The organism is Methylophaga sp. F7 (assembly GCF_056863975.1).
The window spans coordinates 1951109-1973918 of the sequence record NZ_CM166511.1; the positions used below are offsets into that span (position 1 = coordinate 1951109).

At 45.5% G+C, this 22810-nt stretch carries 18 protein-coding genes and 2 riboswitches; of the genes, 11 read left to right on the plus strand and 7 right to left on the minus strand.

All coding sequences use genetic code 11. The annotated features are described in order from the left end of the window. The first annotated feature begins 12 nt into the window (after window positions 1-12). On the plus strand, window positions 13-1641 hold the full coding sequence (locus AC08OG_RS09875) for a protein adenylyltransferase SelO (protein WP_482929413.1): 1629 nt from the start codon (window positions 13-15) through the stop codon (window positions 1639-1641). 16 nt (window positions 1642-1657) lie between these two features. Next, a complete protein-coding gene (locus tag AC08OG_RS09880; protein ID WP_482929414.1) occupies window positions 1658-2761 on the plus strand; it encodes a PQQ-dependent sugar dehydrogenase in 1104 nt (367 codons plus the stop codon). Here the strand turns inward: AC08OG_RS09880 and greB are convergent. The 7 genes from greB to AC08OG_RS09915 all read right to left on the minus strand — a co-directional run bounded on the left by greB (window position 2758) and on the right by AC08OG_RS09915 (window position 14046). Then, window positions 2758-3225, minus strand: a complete 468-nt coding sequence (gene greB / locus AC08OG_RS09885) for a transcription elongation factor GreB (RefSeq protein ID WP_292357598.1) — start codon at window positions 3223-3225, stop codon at window positions 2758-2760. The two genes, AC08OG_RS09880 and greB, sit on opposite strands and share 4 nt — an antisense overlap. Next, complete coding sequence (locus tag AC08OG_RS09890) at window positions 3225-4571, minus strand: FAD-dependent oxidoreductase (RefSeq protein WP_482929415.1); 1347 nt, start codon at window positions 4569-4571, stop codon at window positions 3225-3227. Before AC08OG_RS09890 ends, greB begins: the two co-directional genes overlap by 1 nt. A gap of 104 nt (window positions 4572-4675) precedes the next feature. Further along, window positions 4676-8869 carry a hypothetical protein gene (locus tag AC08OG_RS09895; protein ID WP_482929416.1) on the minus strand — a complete coding sequence of 1398 codons (4194 nt, stop codon included), beginning with the start codon at window positions 8867-8869 and terminating at the stop codon, window positions 4676-4678. Beyond that, a complete protein-coding gene (locus AC08OG_RS09900; RefSeq protein WP_482929417.1) occupies window positions 8870-9139 on the minus strand; it encodes a hypothetical protein in 270 nt (89 codons plus the stop codon). It lies immediately after the preceding gene. After that, window positions 9109-10695: a vWA domain-containing protein gene (locus AC08OG_RS09905; RefSeq protein ID WP_482929418.1), complete on the minus strand. Its 1587-nt coding sequence runs from the start codon at window positions 10693-10695 to the stop codon at window positions 9109-9111. The genes AC08OG_RS09900 and AC08OG_RS09905 overlap by 31 nt, the downstream gene beginning before the upstream one ends. An 87-nt stretch (window positions 10696-10782) precedes the next feature. Beyond that, the gene (locus tag AC08OG_RS09910) at window positions 10783-11967 is read right to left on the minus strand and encodes an O-succinylhomoserine sulfhydrylase (RefSeq protein WP_482929419.1); all 1185 of its coding nucleotides are present in this window, start codon (window positions 11965-11967) and stop codon (window positions 10783-10785) included. Between the two features lie 198 nt (window positions 11968-12165). Beyond that, entirely contained in the window at window positions 12166-14046 is a 1881-nt protein-coding gene (locus AC08OG_RS09915; protein ID WP_482929420.1) for a TonB-dependent receptor domain-containing protein, read from the minus strand. A 61-nt stretch (window positions 14047-14107) separates the two neighbouring features. Further along, window positions 14108-14302: riboswitch (cobalamin riboswitch) on the minus strand. A 79-nt stretch (window positions 14303-14381) separates the two neighbouring features. Continuing rightward, a riboswitch (cobalamin riboswitch) is annotated at window positions 14382-14584 on the plus strand. A gap of 55 nt (window positions 14585-14639) precedes the next feature. On the opposite strand from AC08OG_RS09915, the gene AC08OG_RS09920 reads away from it, so the two are divergent. Genes AC08OG_RS09920 through AC08OG_RS09960 form a run of 9 tightly spaced genes read left to right on the plus strand, consistent with a single transcriptional unit; the run spans window position 14640 to window position 22808 of the window. Then, window positions 14640-15215, plus strand: a complete 576-nt coding sequence (locus tag AC08OG_RS09920; protein WP_482929421.1) for a hypothetical protein — start codon at window positions 14640-14642, stop codon at window positions 15213-15215. Continuing rightward, a complete protein-coding gene (locus AC08OG_RS09925; protein WP_482929422.1) occupies window positions 15215-16507 on the plus strand; it encodes a cobyrinic acid a,c-diamide synthase CobB in 1293 nt (430 codons plus the stop codon). Before AC08OG_RS09920 ends, AC08OG_RS09925 begins: the two co-directional genes overlap by 1 nt. After that, the gene (gene bluB / locus AC08OG_RS09930) at window positions 16504-17166 is read left to right on the plus strand and encodes a 5,6-dimethylbenzimidazole synthase (RefSeq protein WP_292357613.1); all 663 of its coding nucleotides are present in this window, start codon (window positions 16504-16506) and stop codon (window positions 17164-17166) included. The genes AC08OG_RS09925 and bluB overlap by 4 nt, the downstream gene beginning before the upstream one ends. Further along, the gene (gene cbiB / locus AC08OG_RS09935; RefSeq protein ID WP_482929423.1) at window positions 17163-18071 is read left to right on the plus strand and encodes an adenosylcobinamide-phosphate synthase CbiB; all 909 of its coding nucleotides are present in this window, start codon (window positions 17163-17165) and stop codon (window positions 18069-18071) included. The genes bluB and cbiB overlap by 4 nt, the downstream gene beginning before the upstream one ends. Further along, window positions 18064-19053: a threonine-phosphate decarboxylase CobD gene (gene cobD / locus AC08OG_RS09940; protein WP_482929424.1), complete on the plus strand. Its 990-nt coding sequence runs from the start codon at window positions 18064-18066 to the stop codon at window positions 19051-19053. The genes cbiB and cobD overlap by 8 nt, the downstream gene beginning before the upstream one ends. Beyond that, window positions 19050-20516, plus strand: coding sequence for a cobyric acid synthase (locus tag AC08OG_RS09945; protein WP_482929425.1), 1467 nt, complete (start codon window positions 19050-19052; stop codon window positions 20514-20516). Before cobD ends, AC08OG_RS09945 begins: the two co-directional genes overlap by 4 nt. Continuing rightward, window positions 20509-21027 carry a bifunctional adenosylcobinamide kinase/adenosylcobinamide-phosphate guanylyltransferase gene (gene cobU, locus AC08OG_RS09950; protein WP_482929426.1) on the plus strand — a complete coding sequence of 173 codons (519 nt, stop codon included), beginning with the start codon at window positions 20509-20511 and terminating at the stop codon, window positions 21025-21027. Before AC08OG_RS09945 ends, cobU begins: the two co-directional genes overlap by 8 nt. After that, window positions 21028-22086 (plus strand): nicotinate-nucleotide--dimethylbenzimidazole phosphoribosyltransferase, encoded by a 1059-nt coding sequence (cobT, locus tag AC08OG_RS09955; protein ID WP_482929427.1) that lies wholly within the window; start codon window positions 21028-21030, stop codon window positions 22084-22086. Then, window positions 22086-22808 carry an adenosylcobinamide-GDP ribazoletransferase gene (locus AC08OG_RS09960; RefSeq protein WP_482929428.1) on the plus strand — a complete coding sequence of 241 codons (723 nt, stop codon included), beginning with the start codon at window positions 22086-22088 and terminating at the stop codon, window positions 22806-22808. The genes cobT and AC08OG_RS09960 overlap by 1 nt, the downstream gene beginning before the upstream one ends. Window positions 22809-22810 lie beyond the last annotated feature (2 nt).

Sequence of the window (22810 nt, forward strand, 5' to 3'; positions counted from 1 at the left end):
GTAATAGAGACTATGACTACTGAAGAATTTAATCCCAACGACGCCACCACCACGCCAATGACACGGCTGCAGTTCGATAACCGGTTTGTACGGGAGCTCCCCGCGGATCCGGATACTGAAAATGTTCGCCGTCAGGTGCTTGGTGCCTGTTATACCTTTGTAAACCCAACACCCGTTGCCGATCCTGAACTGGTCGCTTATTCCATGGATTTAGCCACTGACCTGGGCATCAGACCGGTGGATTGCGAAAGCCGACAATTTACTAACGTGTTTGCCGGCAATGAAATTTTAAAAGGTATGCAGCCTCATGCAATGTGCTATGGCGGACATCAGTTTGGCAACTGGGCCGGACAACTGGGCGATGGCCGTGCCATTAATCTTGGTGAGGTTCAGGATATTCACGGCCAGCTGCAAATGTTGCAACTCAAAGGTGCCGGTGAAACCCCCTACTCCCGTTCGGCTGATGGCCTGGCCGTATTACGATCCTCGGTGCGTGAATTTCTCTGCAGTGAAGCCATGTTTCATCTTGGCGTACCCACAACCCGTGCATTAAGTCTGGTGACAACCGGTGAAGGCGTAGTCCGCGATATGTTTTACGATGGCCGCCCGCAAACTGAGCCAGGTGCGATTGTCTGTCGAGTCGCGCCTTCTTTCCTGCGCATTGGTAATTACGAATTGTTTAACTCGCGAGGCGATGTCGACAATCTTCGTTTACTGGTTGATTACACCATTCGCCATCATTTTCCACACTTGGGCGAACCCTCCAAAGAAACCTATCTGGCCTGGTTTAAAGAAGTCTGTGAACGCACCGCAGATTTAGTAGTGCACTGGATGCGTGTTGGTTTTGTGCATGGTGTATTAAATACTGATAACACTTCGATTTTAGGGCTGACTATTGATTACGGCCCTTATGGCTGGATTGATAATTACGATCCTGACTGGACACCTAACACCACCGATGCCACTGGTAAACGCTACCGTTTTGGACACCAACCACAGATTGCCCAGTGGAACCTGCTGCAACTCGGCAACGCGATATATCCATTGATTGATGAAGTTGAGCCGTTACAACAGATTCTTACCGATTATGTCGAGCTCTACACCAACAAATGGCAACAGATGCGTGCCGATAAGCTGGGGCTGAACGAGTATCAGGGTGATGATGATCATGAATTGAATCAGCAGTTACAGAAAATTCTGTTATTGGCTGAAACCGATATGACGATTTTCTATCGCCAATTAGCCGATGTCAGCTGTGAACAGAAGGACCTCAGCGATGAAGCACTATTGGAACCGTTGATGGAAGCTTATTACGCACCAGATGCTTTATCGAAAGAAGATAAAAAAGATATCGGTGACTGGTTGCGTCAGTATCAGCAACGCGTGCAACAGGATGGCACCAGCGATCAGGATAGAAAAACCAGAATGAACCTGGTTAATCCGAAATATGTATTACGCAATTACTTATCACAACAGGCGATTGATAAAGCCCATGAGGGTGATTACAGCATGATTCATGAACTTCTGGAAGTCATGCACCGTCCTTATGATGAACAGCCACAGTATCATCATTACGCTGCCAAACGCCCGGACTGGGCCAGAGATAAACCTGGCTGCTCAATGCTGTCCTGTAGTTCTTAAATTAAGGAGTCGTTAGATGAAGTTGATCAGTAAACTGTTTTTTTTATTGATTTTAACATCTGCAATGACCGCCCATGCAGGTAGCGTCAATGATAAAAAGTTGCAAATTGACAAGGTTGCAGATGGATTAGGAATCCCATGGGGAATGGCAATTTTGCCGGATGGCACAATGCTGGTCAGTCAACGTGAGGGCAAATTAAGCCAGATAAATCTGAATTCTGGTGAGAGCACTGAGATATCTGGCGTACCTGAAGTTAAAGCTGAAGGCCAAGGTGGTTTACTTGATGTTGCCTTATCCCCTGATTATGCCGAAAGTGGCTGGATCTATTTTACTTACAGTAAAAATGTAGATGGTCAGGGAGCTACCACTCTCGCCCGCGCCAAGTTGGATGGAAACACCCTAAGTGATTGGATCGATTTGCTAGTCACTCAATCTCGTACCAGCAAAGGCCAGCATTACGGTAGCAGAATTGTGTTTGACCAACAGGGTCATCTATTTTTCTCGATTGGGGATCGTGGGGAACGTGATAGAGCTCAGGAGCTAAGCAATCACAATGGCACTATTCTAAGACTGAAACTTGATGGAAGTGTCCCGCAGGACAATCCTTTTGTTGGAGAGAGTAATGCCTTGCCGGAAATCTGGAGTTATGGGCATCGTAATCCGCAAGGTTTGTTTTATAACGTCGAGACCCAGCAACTATGGGGCATTGAACATGGCCCACGCGGTGGCGATGAAATCAATCTGATTGAAGCCGGTAAAAACTATGGTTGGCCGGAAGCCTCTCACGGCAAGGAATATTACGCTCCAGTTTCCGTTGGCAAGAAAGAAGTAGACGGTATGGAAAATCCGGTAAAAGTCTATATTCCGTCAATTGCACCCAGTGGTCTGGTGCAATATCAGGGTGATGCTTTCCCGGAGTGGCAAGGTGATTTATTTTCCGGTGCACTGGCGTTACAGCATCTGAACCGGGTCAAAATTCAAGATAACGAAGTTGTAGATGAAATACGCTATCTGCGTACAATGAATAAACGTATCCGCGATGTTATTGAAAGCCCTGAAGGCTGGTTATATGTCTCTACGGATGATGGCGAAATTTACCGGATTCAGCCGGCAAATTAATAGTTAATGTCCAGAATCAGATAACGATGACCACCATCCTGAACCTGGATGCTAACTTCATCATCAATCTGCTTTTTTAACAACGCCCGCGCCAAAGGTGAATCGACACTGATATTGCCTTTGGCGTGGTCAATCTCATCTGGGCCGACAATGCGGTATTGGACTTCTTCCTTATCATCTTTCAACAGTGTTACATAGGCCGCAAAAAACACCGCATCCTGATTATCTGGAATACGATCAATCACCATCAAATCGGGAATACGTTTTTGAAGATAACGAATACGCCGATCTATTTCTCTGAGTTCTTTCTTGCGATATATGTATTCTGCATTCTCAGAGCGATCGCCTTCTGCCGCTGCAGCCGCCAGCGCCTGAACCACGTGCCTGCGTCGCTGCCAGCGCTCACTAAGCTCCTGGTTCATCCTGAACATGCCATCAGCAGTAATGTAAGGTGATGAAGCCATTAATTTGTTGTTGCTGATTTATGAAGTGTTTGCTTCAGCTGAGATTCATTAATTGTTGCACCTAAACGGCTGGCAATCAGCCGCATATCGGTTTCAGCATTTTCCAGACAGCTGGTGCCACCAGGCGATGGTGTCATGTTAAAAACAATGCCTGAGCCAGGATTAATCTTCGCTTCCCCCATCAACAATTTGGCATTTTTTTTATCAATCAACTGAGGTCTGACACCCCCAAATCCTTTGGCGAATTCAATATCTTTCAATTGCAGGCCAGGAACAATTTTGCGGGCATCTTTCAAAAACAGCCAGCGACGTAATAACGGCACTTCAAACAGAAAGTTTTTAAAAATGTAATTACGGATATCCTTAATTCTGAATAAGTCCCAGAATACTCTCATTACCCGGCTATCGAGACGCAGAACACGCAGAAAATCAAAAAAAGTTTTGTTGTTATAACGCTCTAACAATGGCAGTAACAGTGCTGTTGGTCCAAAACGGGTTTTACCTTCGACCAGCACATCTGGATCACCATGTACCGCTGCGAACGGCAACGCATCATTTTGCACGGTATAGACCTTGCCACGGAGAACCTGCGGAGTGAAATAAAAACTTCCTGCTACTGGCAGACACGAGAACTCTAACCCGTACCCCATTTTCTGTGCCAGTAATAAGCTGTGTCCGCCAGCAGAAACAACCACACTGCGAGCCTGGATGATTTTGTCGCCGGTGACCAGCGAAAATACACCATCTTTTTCGACAATGTCATCGACTTCGCTGTTAAACACTAACTGGATTTGTTTATCGGTTTTTGCTTTGGCTTTATCAACAAAGGCTTCAGATAAACGCAGATAATCCACTGCACTGTAATCATCCAAAACGGCAAGCGCAACACAGGGTTCCGCCCGCATTTCACCATTAACCATAACCACTGAGGGTTCATAGGTAGCGATATCGGACTTCTCCAATAGCTTCATCTTGGGGAATACTTCACGGAAAGTCTGGTAACGTTGGCGAAGCTGACGACATTCCTGCTCGCCTACACCTAAAACCATTTTCGGATATTTGAAAATCACCTGATCAACATTAGGTAAGTCCGCAGCAAAATTCACCAGCATCTCAGCGGCGGCCTTTACTTTAGTGGCTTTCTCCAATGTGTAGTTGGTTTCAATATCACCGCAATGGATCGTCTGACTGTTGTTACGGCCATTGGAGTTGACCTTAGCCACTCCGGCATACTTTTCCAACAGGACAATATCATTGAGATCAGTATATTCAGCCAGCATATACAGTAGCGCGGTGCCACAGACACCGCCACCGATAATGGCTACCTGATGAATTTGGTCTGACATAATTTTTTCCGTGCTTAAACGACGGAAATTTTAGCAAAACGTTAATCAGACCGTTTAAAAATATCGCTATTTACACATTATCTGAGTCCAATAAAATGCTCAGATTATTTGTATTTTGTTTTATTACTGCCAGAAAAGGACGGTATTGTTGAGAGAATCGCCTGCAACTCACTGCGTTTCTTTCTACTTTTCACCGGTTTTTTAACGGCCGTTAATTTATCTACATCGGTCAATAGGTTCTCTAATTGCGCAGGATCCGGAAGTGGTGTCTCCTGTGTTGGAGGAATCAGCGATGCATTATTATCTGATTGTGTCGCCTGCAACTTCTCGACATCTTTAAGTAATGATTCGAGACGTTCCGGTTCAGGTAACTCGGGCTGTTCTGGAATATCAAAACCGGCTATTTCTGACTGGGTCTGCTTCCGGTCCTGTTCAGCCTGGGCTTGTTCTGCGGCCAGTGCGGCGGCAAAATCCAACTCTGCCTTTGTTGGCTCTTCTGAGGCTTCGGCTTCGGCTTCGGCTTCGGCTTCGGCTTCGGCTTCGGCTTCGGCTTCGGCTTCGGCTTCGGCTTCGGCTTCGGCTTCGGCTTCGGCTTCGGCAGAAATTGTTTCAGTTCGATCTATTTCTGACCCAATAGTTTGTTCACTCGCCTGCATTATTTCGCTTGCTGAGTCATCATCGGTCAAAGATTCCGTCGGTAAATCAGTCGTTGAATCAGCCAGATGCTCTTCATTTAACAGCTCTGCTACCCATTCGTCAGCTTCTGACGATGGTGTTTTATTTGGTGAAATATTAGCTTCTACGTCATCATTTAATTGAATCGATTCGTTATCTACACTTTGATCCTGTTCTAAAATTTCCAATTCATTAACATGAGAAGCGAGTTCGGTCTCCTTCTCAAAAATATTATCCATATCATCAACAGGTGCTGCTAATTCTTCAGAGGATTGGAATTGAGAGCTTTCATCTTCTGCTTCATTCTCCTCCATCTGCTCAATTGATGATAATTCAGCTTCAGCAGGAGTTTGGCTTTCATCTGAGTCTGTCTGTTCAGTATCCTCTTCGGACATTTGCGCGGCTAATAGCTTTTGTTGCAAGTGTTCCTCTTCAGTTAACTGAAAAGTCTCATCTTGTGTAACAGAATCATTTGATTCATTTTCAGTATCGACCTTTTCGGTCAATGGATCAGTTTGAAGAGCAGCAATATCTGTTGCGTCGTTTGGAGATGATTGCTGAAGACTTTGATTGGGAGTGGCTGAATCTTCTAATGTTGTTTCAGCAAATGGATTCTCCGCCTGAGTTTCATCTAGCCGTTGCTGCCTTGCTGCTTTTAATCTTTCAGTTCGCTCCCGCAGTTTGGCTCGCAGCTTATCAATCTCATTAAATGGCTCTTCTGCCTTTTCCGCAATATTCTTAGTTTGGTTATCACTGATTGCGTCTTCATCGTTTGGCTGTGACGCCATTATTTCAGATAAGCTTTCAGTCTCATTATCTTGTGGCGCTTCGGTTTGAATTTCGGCAACCGAGCCCTCTGTTTGGCTCTCTTCAATCGAGTCGCTTTGATTGTTGAGCTCCGATCCAGTCTTATGTTGATCAGCTGAGGACGTATCATTCAGTTCCATATCGGCTGGCGGAGCTTCAGCGAAGGGTTTGGGTTCTTCAGCGGAAACCTGAGCATTTCCATTAATCAGCTCATCCAGTTCAGCAAATTCGAGACTTTCTGTTTCTGCATTTGGATCATCGGCTGATGGAGTTTCTTCAGCATTTTCAGTTTCTGCAGAGACTGACTCTTCAGGCAGTTCAACTGAATTTTCTGCAAGCATATCCTCTGGTGAAAACTGCTCAGCTGATTCAACCTCATCATCAACATTTTCCAATGAATTCTGGCTAACCGGTGCTTCTGGTTCAGCGGACTCACTGCTTTCAAGATTTGAATCAGCTATGTCTGAAGCTTCTTCAATAATGTTAATTTCTGATGAATCTTTATCTTCGGTAGTTTCAGCTGATTCTTCTGGTAACATTTCAGTAGATGCAAATTGTTCCAGCGATTCAGCTGCTTCAGAATGACTATCCGAGTTCTGACTAATGGATTCTTGCTGTTCATCAGACTCGATATTTGGTGAACTCAAATCATCCATTGATAAGGCTTCTTCAGCATTTTCAGTGTCTGCTGACACTAACTCTTCGGGTTGTTCGATTGAGTTTTCTGCCATCTTTTCTTCTGGTGAAAGCTGCTCGGTGAAATCAACTTCAACATCAGCACTGGCTGGCGAATTCTGGCTATTCGACTCTTCCTGCACTGCAAACTCAATGTCCTCAGCAATTGAATCATCTACTGATGCGGTTTCTTCAATATTTTCGAATTCTGTTGGTTCTGGCTGTACGGATTCTTCATGTGCATTCTGTGCTGCAATTTCCTCAGAATCAATTTGTTCAAACGGCTGATCTGCTTCGGAGATATCCTGTACATTCTGACTGGCAGACGGTTCTTGAGCTTCAGCCATCCCAGCGGAATCAGCTTGCTCAATAAACAAATCTGTATCCCAGTCCGTTTCAGCAAACTCCTCAGCAAAGCTGTTTATTTCTGCCTCAGTGTTAGGTTCTGAAGATTCTTCAAATGGCTGTTGGTTTAGATCAGTAGACTCTGCCTGCTCGGCTATCATCTCCTGTTCATCCATAGACGAATCTTGTTCTGAAACAGATGGATAATCTTCTTCATTTTGTTGCAGAGTTTCTTCTAATGTTTCGGCAGCTGCATTATCACTTCCAGCCAGTTCAATGCTTTCTGTTCGTTCGAAAGGTTCTGCAGTCTCTTCAGAAGTGAGATCCGATATAACTGACTCATCCAACTCCGCCAAAGGAGTGTCTAATTCAGACTGTTCAACAGGCTCATTATGTGACTCAATGGCATCGATATCAGATTCTGCTAATTTATTTTCTTCAGGGAGGCTGGTTTCTGCATCATTTTCAATAACGTTTTCGAACTCTGTATTTTCCTGCTCAAGATCATTAGAAGCACTTTCTAACGACATGTCAGTGGCACGCATAAGATCATCAATTTCGGTAGCCGAAATCATATCTTTTGCGTCTGAATCCACTTCGTCAATTTGTTCAATATCTAATTCAATATCGGCTAGCTGAACAGCCTTAGTTAACCCTTGATGGGCTAAGTCATCACTTTCAAAAGCATGAAATTTCAGTTCTTGATGTTCAAATGCTGCCCCGTCGTCAGTTATTTCCTCATTACCTGCTACAGGAATTGTGGATTTTCCATAAATATCAGGCACCTGATTGGTCCAGGCTTTATTCAAGTGGGCCTTCATACCTTTTGGTTCAGTCGCAGCACTGACTGTTTCGGTCTCGGTTTCAATATCTGGCTGGTTTTCTTTAACTTCCGTTTCAGTGGATGTTTTACCGTAAACATCAGGAATTACCGGATTCCAGTCAGTCTTCAGAAAATCAGCCATCCGCATCGAGCTGCTTGCCGGTTCAGGTTCTGGTTCTGGTTCATCTTCTTTGGCCTGTTCATCCGCAGCCAAATCAAAATCTGTCATCGAATCAGCAGGATTATTATCTGATTCACTGGCAAGAGACTCCTCAACAATCTGGTTTTGAGCAAAAATATCATCGACATCGACTTCATCTGATTCGCTTTCTGCCAGTTCAATATCAAAATTTTCATCTGTATCACTTAGCTCTTCGACAACAACCGTTTCGTCATCAAGCTTTTCCATCTGTTCAACAATGGTGTCTGCATTCTCATCATCAAATACACCATCAAAATCTGCTACAGGTTCTTCTTCCGGTTCAGTATCAACTTCAGGCTCTGACAGTTCTTCTGGTAATTCAGTATCAACCGCAGATTCCTCGACCAGTTCTTCATCAACCGCCTCTATCTCCGGGGCATCAGGATGCTGCTCGTTATCAGCCTGCATTATGCTGAGGGTTGCGTCAGTTAGCGAGGTGATTTGGTCAGGAAAGTTATGCAGTGTTTTTTCGTCTTGCTCAGAATACAAATTAACAATTGATTTAAAAATTTCTTTTTCACGTAGCACCAATTCCTCGACCATTGAATCCAGTGCTTCACCGCTTAATCCATAGCGTTCGCTCAGTTGACTGCCTAATGCAGTCACACGTTGCTCGTAGTTATTTTTGATTAATTTGGCAGTACGTGCCGCTGCAGCTTTGGTGCGTTTATGTTTGCGATGCGCACGGATAAACATCCAGATAAACAAAACAGCAAAGATGGCTGCCAGCTCATAGGCAAGCCATTGAAAAACCGGATCAGTCATCGACATTTATAATAAGTCTCCAGGTAAAAGCTGCCGGCGACGGCTGCGATGCCAAAACCAGAATCCCATTATTAATAACAACACAATAATGGCATTACCAATAGCTAAAATGACTGTGTCAGAAAGCTCGAAGGTTGATTTAGGTATTTCTGCATTAGGTTCATCCGCAACAGGATCTATTATCACCGGTTCAAATGGCTCATCATTAACCTTTTCGGCAGCAATAGGCGTTTCTGAAGTAATTGTCAGTGACGCACCGGCTGCTTCGTCAAACAACTGGATAGGCTTGGGTTGTAAAAAAACATTACGGCCAGCCGGAGTTTTCCCCGGATCTGCAACGATAATTGATAAGCGGTTTCAGGTTGTAAATCGGCCACTGTCAACTGCCAGGCATTTTCAGACTGCCGTAATACTTCGTAGGGGAATTCACTGCCATCTGGTGCACTGAGTAAAGCAGAGATTTGCAGAGATTGAGGATCAATCATACTGGCATCAGCAGACATAGACAGTCGATGACTGCGACTATCAACATCCAGTTGAGTAACAGTGACATCAAATGGCAGCGCTACTACGTTGACGGATTGTCGCCGCTGACGTTCGAATGTATCACTTTTTGCTGTGATCACAATATCATTTTGTCCGCTGTCAAACAGCTTGCCCAAATTTGCCATAAACGTCGCCGTCTGGTTATTTAAGGTCATTTTGTTATTGATTGGTTCACCCTGCAGTGGTTGAGTGCTTAACTCTGCCGTAACCAGTTGCAGAAAATCCTGTCGATCAATCTGTTTACCATGGTCGGTTAATTTGGCGACAATATCAAACTGCTCTCCAGCAAGAATATTATTTGGCAGATCAATTGTTTCCATCCGCAGGTCTGTTAATACCATTACCCTGTTATCCGGATCAATATTGCCATCAATAAACCACTCTCCGGACATTGGTTTATCGATGGTAATCAAATCAAAATGTTTTTCCTGCATCCAGTTTACTGAGGACTCATGAGTTTCATATGATTGATTTTTTTGATCCGGTTGAACCAGTTGGGTGACATCGGTTTCATTTTCACGAAACACCAATATCGTCATTTCATTGACACTGGTATCAATGGTAAATCGATTATCCACAAGTGGAACCGAGTCACGTTGAGTGGCTTGTTCAAACAAATGCAGAAAAACACGTTCCAACTCATCCGCATTATCCACCTGGTGATACCAGCCATCTGTAGCCAGTGATAGTTGTTTAAGCAGTTCGTGATCAGCATCTTCGGACAAAGCAATCGTGTGTATTCGAAAGCCTTTTTGTTTTATTTGTGGCAACAACTTGTTGATGATGTTTTGGCGTGATTGATCGCTGGATGCTTTTCCCTGATGCAAATCAACCAGACCATCTGATAACAGGATAATGCTGCGTTGCTTGGCTGGATCAGAAACTTTGACATTCGCTGTGGCTTTTTGCAGCGCCTGCCCAATATCAGTAAATAAACCATGAGAGTGAATTTCGGAGGATTTTTGCTGAACGCGTTCTCGCCAAGTATCATCAGCTTTTTGTAATGGCACCAGCATGTTTACGTAGCGGGCAAAGGTCCAGACACCACTTTCAGCATCACCCGGCATCAACCCACCTAATAATCTCAGGCCCGGCGATCGTAGATTCTGGGGGTCATTTTGTTTCATGCTGCCAGAGACATCAATAATGATGCGTACATCAGCGTTTGGGTTAGTATCCGCGATTCCGGGTAACGCAAACCAAATGAGCGGCAGTACCAGTACTAGCTTCAATATTCTCTGCATAAAAACAACCTGTTTGACTTGAAAAGCGGCAGAAAATGTCATTACTGACGATTTCCTGACGCGAATTGTTTTATTTCAGACTCAATATGCAGGTTTTATGCCGATAGTTCAGTTATTTACTTGTCAGGCTTAAAGCAGATCCAAACCGCGCTGTATATCCTGTTGAATATCCTCAACATTTTCCAAGCCTACCGATAAACGTATCATGCCATCACTGATACCTGATTCAGCTCGCGCCTCAACTGACACTCGACCATGCGTTGTTGTGGCCGGATGGGTGATAGTGGTTTTGGTATCCCCCAAATTGGCCGTTATCGAAATAAACTGTGTGGCATTAATCAATTTCCAGGCAGCTTCCTGTCCACCTTCGAGTTCAAACGCAATAATGCCACCAAAATCAGATTGTTGCTGTTTTGCCAATTGATGTCCTGGATGTGACTCGAGCCCCGCATAAAATACCTGGGTAACCTGTTTCTGCTGCTGCAGCCAATGTGCCAGCTGATTGGCATTGGCTGAATGCGCTTTCATGCGTAAATCCAGTGTTTCCAAACCTTTCAGAAAAGTCCATGCATTAAACGCACTCATGGTTGGACCAGCTGACCGAAGGAAGCCGTATACCTCTTCTCCAACCCGTTGTGCATCGCCGACCACCGCACCACCCACACACCGTCCTTGCCCATCTATATATTTGGTCGCAGAATGAATGATGATATCGGCACCGAGTAATAAAGGTTGCTGTAACGCCGGTGTACAAAAGCAATTATCAACAATTAACAGGCAGCCATGTTGCTTAGCCAAAGCCGATAATGCAGCTAAATCAGCAATTTCATTGAGTGGGTTGGAAGGCGTTTCCAGAAATAATGCTTTGGTATTGGGCTTGATCGCCGCTTCCCAGGCTGCCAGATCGGTTAACGGTACATAGTCTGTCTGCAAGCCGAATTTGCTCAGATATTTATCAAACAAAACCCGTGTCGTACCAAACACACTACGTGAAGAAACAATATGATCTCCGGCAGCGCATAAGCCCATAAAAGTAGCAAGAATAGCGGACATGCCCGAAGCTGTTGCCACGCAGGACTCACCCTGTTCCAATGACGCCAGGCGTTGTTCAAAAGTACGCACGGTTGGATTGGTAAAACGCGAATAGATATTGCCAGGTTCATCACCGCCAAACCTTGCTGCTGCCTGTTCTGCACTATCAAACACAAAACTGGAAGTTGGGAAAATCGGTTCTGAATGTTCGCCTTCGGGCGTTCTTACCTGTCCGGCACGTACTGCACGGGTGGCAAAACCTTTGTCTTTAAGATCGGTCATGACAACTCTGAAATAGCTGGAAAATCCTGCCATTCTAAAAGATAAGCCTTATTGCTGACCAGCTTTATCCATAAAGCATTTTAAATGCTATATCAAAGAATAGAAAACACATATCCAACAGCTTGCTTACTCTGGAATGAAGTATGACTTAAGAATAACGCTCAGCCAGTGGTGGCCGAGCGTTATTAAATTGATAAATTAGGGTTGATAATGGACAGATAACATAACTGTTCTGCCCAAGCTGTAATATCTATCAACAGTCTGATAGTCCTTATCCAGCATATTTTGTCCGGTCAAACGAATGGTCCAATCAGAATCAATATTATATGCAGCCCTGAGATCCAGTAATCCAAAGCCGCTAAGTTTAACGTCATTATCTGCATCACTATAACTTTCGCCTCTTAACCTCCAGCTTGCTCCTGTAGACCACTTACTCCATTGACGATCAGCATGGAAATTGGCTAAACGTTTTGCCCTTCTTGCCAGAACATTATCCGTTTCTTCATTTTCAGGATTTAAGAATGACGCATCTGCACTCAAATCCCAATTAAATAATGAAGTATGCAGTTCGAATTCAATCCCTTTAATTTTCGCTTCATTAACGTTATATGGGCCAAAAATGTCAGTAACAGGATCAGTAGTATTTGCAATCAAATCATGTACTTTATTTTGATAGGCATTTACAGCCCAACGTCCCCATGTGGTAGTTCCATCCAAGCCGACACCATATGAAGTTGATTTTTCAGATTTAAGATCAGGGTTACCAAATCCTGGAAAATATAAGCTATTAAAACTCGGTGCTTTAAAACCAGTTCCAGCGTTTAGTGAAAATCTTAAGTCATCACTAAGCCAGTATCCATAATCTGCTGTACCAGTTGTTCGATTACCGAAACTTTCGTTATCGTCATAACGAGCACTGAGTAGCCACTCATTTTTGTTAACCTTGGCCTGCCAACTTGCAAATATAGCTTTATTTTCTCTGGAATCTTCAGCGTAATCAGTGCTACTTTCAACACGGTCATGATCATAATCAAAGCCAAGATTGACTCGGTGATTTTCGTTAAGTGTTAACGTATTAACCCAACTGGCCTCTCTATGGCGCGTATTAAATTTAGAGTCATTCTCACTCTGTTGAACTATTTGGGAAAGATCTCGACTTTCAGCAAGTTCAAAACTCATCGTCCAAAGTTCATTGAGTTTATACCTAGTGTTAACACCCATCACTTGTTGAATCACATTTTGATAAATAGGCTCCTGTTTTGTCTTAGTACCAAAGACAAATCGGCCGTTATCATATTCGTTATATGCTTCTGCTCTTAAAAAGTTCGCCCCGACATACCAGTCATTGCTTATTTGGTGAGCAACATTGAAGGAAAGACTACTATTACGATAACCATCATGATCAGGCGTAGCATATGTTCTAACTGGATCATCTAAAGTGTCCTGAGCATCTATCCCGTTACTTGTTAAATAACTATAACCCACGTTATAGCGGGTTTTTTCATTTCCGCCACTAATACCTGCTGTCGCTTTTTGAGTATTTTTTGTACCAGTAGCTAATGAAAAATAAGGTTTTGTTTCACCAGACTTGCCTTGCTTGGTAAAAATTTGAACCACGCCACCAATAGCATCTGAACCGTAAAGCCCAGCTCTAGAACCTCGAACGATCTCAACTCGATCAATTTGCTCAACAGGAAAATCTTGTAATGCTGTCCCCCCCGATGTAGCGGACTGCCATTTTATACCATCGACTAAAACAAGAACGTGATCGCTATTGTTGCCACGTATAAAAATACTGCTTGCTTTTCCATAACCACCATTTTGTGTCATATCCACACCGGGAAATCGTGAAAGCAAAGTTGCTAGATCATTAATCTGCAAACGATCAATATCCGCACGGGTAATAACCGTATTTGGTGCCAACGCATTTTCGGTAGGCATCCGGTTAGCGGTAATCGTCATTGCATCAAGGGATTCCTGTTCAGCCAGAGCCGTAACAGAGAAGGTGGAAGTAGCCAGTGCCGCCAAAGTCAGTCGTGCACAGACACGCAAAGGCATGGCCTTTGTTGAAGGTTTCATATTTTCTCCTAGGGATACGCTCACCCGCGATCCGGATTAATAAAGTCACACAACACACGTTGGTTGTGATGAACTTCAGGCCGGTCTCCGGACTCACGTTGTGGCTTGCGCCAGTACACCCGCCTTCCCACGATTAATCGCAGTGGCTGATTGGATGCATTTTCAACGTTTACCGTTGCGGGGGCAGTGTTGGTTTTTCACCAACTTCCCGTTTAACTCTGATGGATATCAAAGCACCTGAAGAGGCGCGCATCTTAAATCTCCCATGGCTTATCGTCAAACCTGATAAGGACAATTAATGATTTCCAAATTGACAATATAGCTTGCTAATCCTTATTCTGTCGGCAGTTTCAGGTGTCACGAAAGTGATGAAACGGGAAGTCGGTGCAGCCAAACAATGGATAAACCCGACACTGCCCCCGCAACGGTAAATGAGTTCAGGTTGAACGTTACGCCACTGTATCTATTACGGGAAGGTGTTCAACCGGTGACAGCACTGCTCATGAGTCCGGAGACCGGCCTGAAATATCCTGGTCTGTTGACCGAAAATGCTATTAACCAAGTTGTGCGGGTGAGCACATCGGAGAATCTCAATGTCGTTATTGTCTCAACGTCAGCAACTGATCGTGGCTGCGCTTCTTGTCTTATTAATGGTGATGACTCGTGGTCATCATTTCGCCGATATCAACGTTTTACCCAGCGCCTCCTGGGCAGTATTTATGCTCGCCGGATTTTATCTGGCCTCAAAATTGTGGTTTCCGGCTTTTTTAGGTCTGGCTGTTGTGCTGGATTTGATGTCGGTATACATAGGCGGCGCCAGTAATTTCTGTGTTTCGCCATCTTATGGCTTTTTACTGCCTGCATATGGAAGTTTGTGGCTGGCAGGTCGCTGGTTTCAATCCAAATACCAATTTAACTGGACTGCTCTGTTTACACTGGCGATGACGCTGGTGACGGTTACCGCAGTTGCCGGCCTGTTCAGTGGCGGTGGTTTTTACTGGTTTTCAGGTCGTTATGTCGATCCAACCATGGCTGAGTATCTGACCCGGTTTGTCCAGTCCTATCCTGGCAAACTGAGTAAATTAAGCTTTTATATTGCTGCTGCCGCGGTGATTCATATCAGCTTCCGTTTTGCGAATTTGAGCCAGCGCAGTAATCAGCTACGTTAATGTCACAGCAGCCGCAAACCTGCGCTGCGCTGATTATTGCTGCCCCCGCCTCAGGTCAAGGTAAAACAACCGTTACCGCGACCTTGGCGTGGCATTATCGACGTCAGGGTAAACAGGTCCGAATTTTCAAAGTGGGTCCAGACTTTCTGGACCCAATGATCCTGTCATTTGCCTCCGGCCATCCGGTTTATCAAGTTGATTTATGGATGGTCGGTGAAACTCACTCCAGACAATTGATTGCCGACGCCGCCAAACAGGCAGATATCATTCTGATTGAAGGCGTGATGGGTTTGTTTGATGGTACGCCTTCCACAGCTGATTTAGCTGCCATTATAGGAATCCCGGTGTTAGCGGTCATTGATGCCAGTGCCATGGCACAAACATTTGCCGCTTTAGCATTCGGCTTAGCCAACTTTCGTCAGGATGTGACGTTGGCTGGTGTTCTGGCCAATCGTGTGGGCAGTGCCAGACATGCTGAAATGCTGACGTCCGCTTTACCTAACGATTTACCTTGTCTTGCTAATATGCCTCGTCAAATTGAAAGTCTGCCCAGCCGTTATCTGGGTTTGGTTCAGGCTGATGAACTCACGGATTTGACTGAGCGTCTGGACCGACTGGCAGATAGCCTGCAGCTGAATCCCGAATTTGTTTTACCGCAAATCAAAATCAACAATCAGCCTTTTGAAGCTTTACCCGCATTATTAAAAGATCTTCGCATCGGGGTGGCTAAGGATGCAGCGTTTGCCTTTGTTTATCAGGCAAATCTGGATTGTTTAACCGCTATGGGTGCTGAGCTGATATTTTTTTCCCCGTTAACGGATACAACGCTTCCTGAGGTAGATAGCCTTTATCTCCCTGGTGGCTATCCTGAACTGCATCTGGAAACACTCAGCCAAAATATGTCGATGCGTCAGGCGATATGTGAATACATTAATGCCAATAAACAAGTTGTGGCTGAATGTGGTGGCATGCTGTATTTGTGCCGCACATTAACCGATAAGCATGGCCAACAAGCTGAAATGTGTGGCGTGCTGGCCGCTGATGCCAAATTACAAGCCAGACTGACAGCCTTGGCATTGCAACAAGTTACTCATGATAATTACACTTTACGTGGTCATACCTACCACCATTCCTTGTTGGAAAATCAACCCATAGCTATCCTCTATGCTGAATGCCCAAACGGCAATAAAGTCAGTGAAGCCGTGTTTCAGCAACAACGCCTGACAGCCAGCTATATCCACTTTTATTTTCCGTCAGCCCCTGAACTCATTGCCCGCTGGTTTACCCCATGAGTCAGGATAAATACCGCTTTAATCACCAGGATCGTGAGGCTGTATATCGCGCTATTGGTGAGCGTCGTGATATGCGGCATTTTATTGCTGATCCAATCGATCAGGATATTCTGCAGCGATTATTTCAAGCAGCCTGGCAGGCTCCCAGCGTAGGACTGATGCAACCTTGGCGGATGATTCGGATTACCGATACCGGCATCCGCAATGCTATTCATCAAATCGTTGAAAATGAAAGAGTGCTGACTGCCAAGGCGTTGGGTGAGCGTGAAACAGAATTTCTGCAGCTGAAAGTTGAAGGCATCAAGGATTGCGCTGAAGTGTTGGTTGTCTCGTTGATGGATAAACGTGAGTCGCATATTTTTGGTCGCCGCACCCTGCCGGAAATGGATCTGGCATCGGTCTCATGTGCCATTCAGAATATGTGGCTGGCTGCCCGTGCCGAAGGATTGGGCATGGGCTGGGTCTCCTTATTTGATCCCCAAAAATTAGCCGATTTATTGGGGATTCCTAATGGGGCCTGCCCGGTGGCGATTCTGTGTCTGGGTCATGTTGATGATTTTTACCAACAGCCCATGCTGGAGCAGGAAAACTGGCGACAACGTCAGCCTCTGGATGAACTTATCTTTGAAAACCGCTGGGAAAACAATACTAAGTCATGACCTTTATTATCATGCTCAGCGCTTTGATCATTGACTGGTTTGTCGGTGAACCGAAACGGTTGCATCCTCTGGTTGGTTTTGGCGCTTTGGCTAATAACACCGAAGCGCATCTTAATCACGCCAAGCAACAACGATTTGTTCAGTTTTTTGCTGGCATGCTGGCATTAATCATTTGTATTGTGCCAATTACATTTATTACTTATTTGATTAGCCAGATTCCGTTCTGGGGCGCCCTGTTTTCCGTTGTGCTATTAACGCTCTGCCTGGGTCATCGCAGTCTTTTTGATCATGCCCGACCTATTCTGCAGGCCATGCAACAAGGCGATCTCGAACACGCCAGAACATTGACCAGCCGCATTGTCAGTCGGGATAAAGATCATATTGATGTGAACAAAGCGACGATTGAATCAGTGCTGGAAAATGGTAACGATGCTGTTTTTGGCACACTTTTCTGGTTTATTATCGGTGGTGCTGCCGGCGTGGTTGCCTACCGTCTGGTGAATACGCTGGATGCCATGTGGGGCTATCGAACTCAACGCTTTTTCTATTTTGGCAAAACGGCAGCTCGATTGGATGATTTATTAAACTTTGTGCCCGCCCGACTGACCGCTTTAAGTTATGCCCTGCTTGGCAATACGCGAAAGGCATTGAGTTGCTGGCATCAGCAAGCACCATTATGGGACAGCCCAAATGCCGGTCCGGTAATGGCCAGTGGTGCAGGGGCTTTGGATGTTCAACTCGGTGGGGCTGCCTGCTATCACGGTGAATGGCATCAACGTCCCCTGCTAGGCACGTCAAATATTGCTAAAGCAAACGATATTGGGCGTGCTCTAAGATTAGTGTCTAACAGTGTGCTGTTATGGCTTTCCGTTATAGGGATTATTACGGGGATCATTTATGCTTAATCACGGCGGTAGAATTCACGCTTATGCCAAACAATACGGTATCGGTCTAAAGGATTGGCTGGATTTGTCTACTGGTATAAACCCAAATGGCTGGCCCGTTCCAGAACAGATCCCGGCAGAACTTTGGGCAAAACTGCCTGAAAACGAAGATGATTTAATCGATCAGGCTAAAACGTATTATCAATGTGAACATATTCTGCCAGTTGCCGGATCGCAGGCCGCCATACAAATCTTACCGACATTAAGATCAGCTTGTCGCGTTGCTATCCTTTCACCAGCATACGAAGAACATCGCCATTGCTGGCAGGTAGCCGGTCATGAAGTGGTCGCGCTGGAAAGTTTTGAGCTGGATCAACAGATTGATATGTTTGATGTGGTGATTGTTATTCACCCGAATAATCCCAGCGGTGAAACGTTTGATAGACAACGTTTATTAAACTGGCAACAACGTTTGCAAATGCGTAATGGCTGGTTGATCGTCGATGAAGCGTTTCTTGATATCACACCAGAGCAAAGTCTGGCACCACTTCCTTGCCAGCATGGATTAATCATTTTACGTTCGCTGGGAAAGTTTTTTGGCTTGGCCGGTGTAAGAGTCGGGTTTGTGATCACACACCCTGATTTGTTAAAGAAAATAGCCGAAAAATCTGGCCCCTGGCCGATTGCTACAGCATCAAGATGGATTGCCTCGCAGGCATTAGCTGATAAAAACTGGCAACAGCAATCGCGTCAGTATTTACCGCAACATGCCCAACGACTGACAGAGCTGCTCGGTCAATATAAATTAGCACCCAACGGCGGTTGCGCCTTATTTCAATGGGTTAAAACCGCTCATGCTGCCAGCATTCATCATCAACTGGCCCAACAAGGTATTCTCTGTCGATTATTCGATCGACCGGCAGCCTTAAGGTTTGGCTTACCGGCTACTGAACAGGACTGGCTACGTCTGGAAACCGCATTACAGAAGGTCGAACAACCATGACAGCTAAGACTTTAATGGTTCAGGGAACAACATCTGATGCTGGTAAAAGCACACTGGTAACCGCGTTATGCCGCTGGCTGGTCAAACAGGATTACTCTGTCGCACCCTTTAAACCGCAGAATATGGCGTTGAACAGTGCTGTTACAGCAGATGGTGGTGAAATTGGTCGTGCTCAGGCCGTTCAGGCCCAGGCCTGCAAACTGCCGCCGCATATCGATATGAATCCGGTTTTACTAAAACCCAACAGTGATACCGGCGCTCAGGTCATTATTCATGGCAAAGCCATTGCCAACATGGATGCCCGCTTTTATCACGACTATAAACAAACCGCGATGACTGCAGTATTGGAATCGCATGCCCGTCTGCTTAAACAATATGATGTCGTAATGGTGGAAGGTGCCGGTTCACCGGCAGAAATCAATCTGCGCGATCGGGATATTGCCAATATGGGTTTCGCTGAAGCCGTGGACTGTCCAGTGATCCTGGTTGCTGATATTGATCGTGGCGGTGTATTTGCTCACTTGGTGGGTACTTTGGATCTTCTGTCAGCTTCTGAGCAACAGCGTGTTAAAGGCTTTGTGATTAATCGTTTCCGCGGTGATATCAGCTTATTACAGTCCGGTCTGGACTGGTTGGAGCAACGCACAGGAAAACCGGTTCTGGGTGTTTTGCCCTATCTGCATGGGCTGCATCTGGAAGCTGAGGATGCGATTAATATTACGCAGGTGGAAAAAGCCGACAATGTACTGAACGTTATCGTGCCGGTCATGCCTCGTATCAGCAACCATACCGATCTGGATCCATTACGCCTGCACCCAAACGTAAACTTACAATTTATCGGCCCGGATTCACCGATACCGCCAGCGGACTTGATCATTCTGCCAGGCAGCAAACATGTCAGTGCTGATCTGCAATGGCTGGAACAACAAGGCTGGCCTGCAGTGATTCAAAAACATCTGCGGTACGGGGGCAAACTGCTGGGGATTTGTGGTGGTTTTCAAATGCTGGGTCAGCAGATTGATGATCCAACCGGCGTTGAAGGTTCACCTGGCACTTGCAAAAAAGGTCTCGGTTTACTGGATATGTACACTACCCTGCATACCGAGAAACAACTACGGCAAAATCAGGGACAGTTATTATTCAATAATGCTGCCATCAGTGGCTACGAAATTCATGCCGGTGTCAGCGAAGGCAAAGCGTTATTGCGTCCACTGCTACAGTTATCGCATGGCCCTGATGGAGCGATCAGCGAAGATAATCAGATTATTGGCACGTATCTGCATGGTTTATTTGAACAGCAAACAAGCTGTGATGCCTTACTGCAATGGGCTGGACTGAATAACGTCTGTAGCTCGGATTATCATGCTTTGCGTGAAGCAGATATTGAACGACTGGCAGAAATGGTTGAGAAGCATATGGATACCACAGCACTACTGACTATTTTAAAGGCAGCAAATGGCTAAAACCCTGATCCTTGGCGGTGTAAAATCCGGTAAAAGCAGACTGGCTGAACAACGCGCTATCAACAGTAAATTAGCCGTCTGCTATGTGGCGACGGCTCGTGCTGATGACAGTGAAATGCAGCAGCGTATTGCATTGCATCAACAGCAACGCCCTGCTCATTGGACTACTATCGAAGTACCGCTAAATCTTGCCGCTGCATTGCAGCAACAGGACGATGCAGATAAATGTCTTTTGGTGGATTGTCTGACCTTATGGCTGACCAATTTGCTGCTCACCGATGATGAGAATTTATTAACTAACGAAATCCAACTATTACTTGAGACCTTGCCAACTCTACAGGCTGACATCATTTTGGTCAGCAATGAAACCAGTATGGGCATTGTGCCGATGGGCGAATTAACCAGAAGATTTTGTGATGAGGCCGGCCGCCTGCATCAACAACTTGCCGTACTGATGGATAATGTCATCCTCACCGTGGCCGGTTTGCCGCATGCTTTGAAAGGAAACTGAATGATCGATTTCACCCAGTGGTTAACATTACCTGCCAAAACGATTGACCAAAATGCTGCAGATACAGCGTTAACTCGCCAAAGCCAGTTGACCAAACCGGCAGGGTCATTAGGTCAACTCGAACAATTAGCAGTGCAACTAGCGGCACTGCAAGGCACAACGCCACAAGCCGATCATGTGCATATCACCGTTTATGCATCTGATCATGGTGTGATGGCGGAAAACATTTCAGCCTATCCACAATCTGTTACCGCGGCGATGATTCGTAATTTCGCTAGTGGTGGCGCGGCTATTAGCGTTTTAGCAAAATATTTGGATGCCTCGCTGGACGTTATCAATGTTGGTACGGTCAGTGAATTGGAAGAGATTAAAGGTGTGCAAGATCAGCGAATTGCTAATGGTACTGCCAACTTTCACCAGCAAGCAGCAATGAAAGAAGCCGAATGCCAACAAGCCATGCTGATTGGCCAACATAATGTCGAATGCAGCTTGCAGAATGGTACCCAGATTTATATTGCTGGTGATATGGGGATTGGCAACACTACAGCAGCCAGTGCAATGGCCTGTGCGATGTTGAATCTACCGGCCAGTCAATTGGCCGGTCCAGGCACCGGACTTAATGCTGAAGGCGTTTCGCATAAAGCACAAATTATCGCCGAAGCATTGTTATTACATAAAAACCATTTGGATTCTCCCTTAGCCATTTTGCGCTATCTGGGTGGCTTTGAAATTGCTGCCATGGTCGGCAGTTATTTACACTGCGCCAAATCCGGATTGCCGGTGGTGATTGATGGTTTTATCAGTAGCGTGGCGGCTTTATGTGCTGAACAAATAAGTCCGGGCAGTCGACAATGGTTTCTGTTCAGTCATCACAGCGCCGAACCGGGGCATAGCGTGGTGTTACAGGCGCTTGAGGCTCAGCCTTTAGTGAACTTCAATATGAGGTTAGGCGAAGCCAGTGGCGCAGCCGTTGCTATTCCGTTACTAAGAATGGCCTGCGCTCTGCACAATCAAATGGCGACGTTTGAAGAAGCGGCCATCGCCGGAGCCATCAACTAATGCGAGCTTTGTTAATCGCCCTGCAGTTTTTAACTATTCTGCCGGTCAGATTGCAGGGTGAATTTACTGCACAGGATATTGGCCGCTCGTTATTGTTTTATCCAGTTGTCGGCTTACTAATCGGTATCGTGTTAAGCCTTCTGGGCTGGAACCTGACATCTCAGTCACCAATGGTCTCCGCCATATTGGTATTAGCGGTCTGGGTAACCATCACCGGGGCATTACATATCGATGGATTGGCTGACAGTGCCGATGCCTGGTTGGGTGGCATTGGCGATAAAGCTAAAACCCTAAGCATTATGAAAGACCCGGCAGCTGGCCCTATTGCAGTGGTGACAATCGTATTAGTGCTGTTAATTAAGTTTGTCATGCTGACAGTTTTACTCGCCGAACAGAACTGGTGGGCATTAATCTGGTCTGTGATACTGGCCCGCACAGCTTTACCATTATTGTTTTTAACCACTGATTATGTGCGGCCCCACGGTTTAGGCAGCATCCTCAAACAACAGCAATCTGGCGTGCATACACGCCGGTTGATGCTTCTCATCGGTGTATTGGCTTTATTCAGTGTCGGCCTGTTTGCCCTGTTGTTTGGGTTATTGGTTTTTCTATTGCTACGCTACCTGATGGAGCGTCGATTAAACGGGTTTACCGGTGATACTGCGGGCGCAATGGTGGAACTGCTTGAAGCTGCATTATTAATATTTTTTGTTTTATTTTAGGA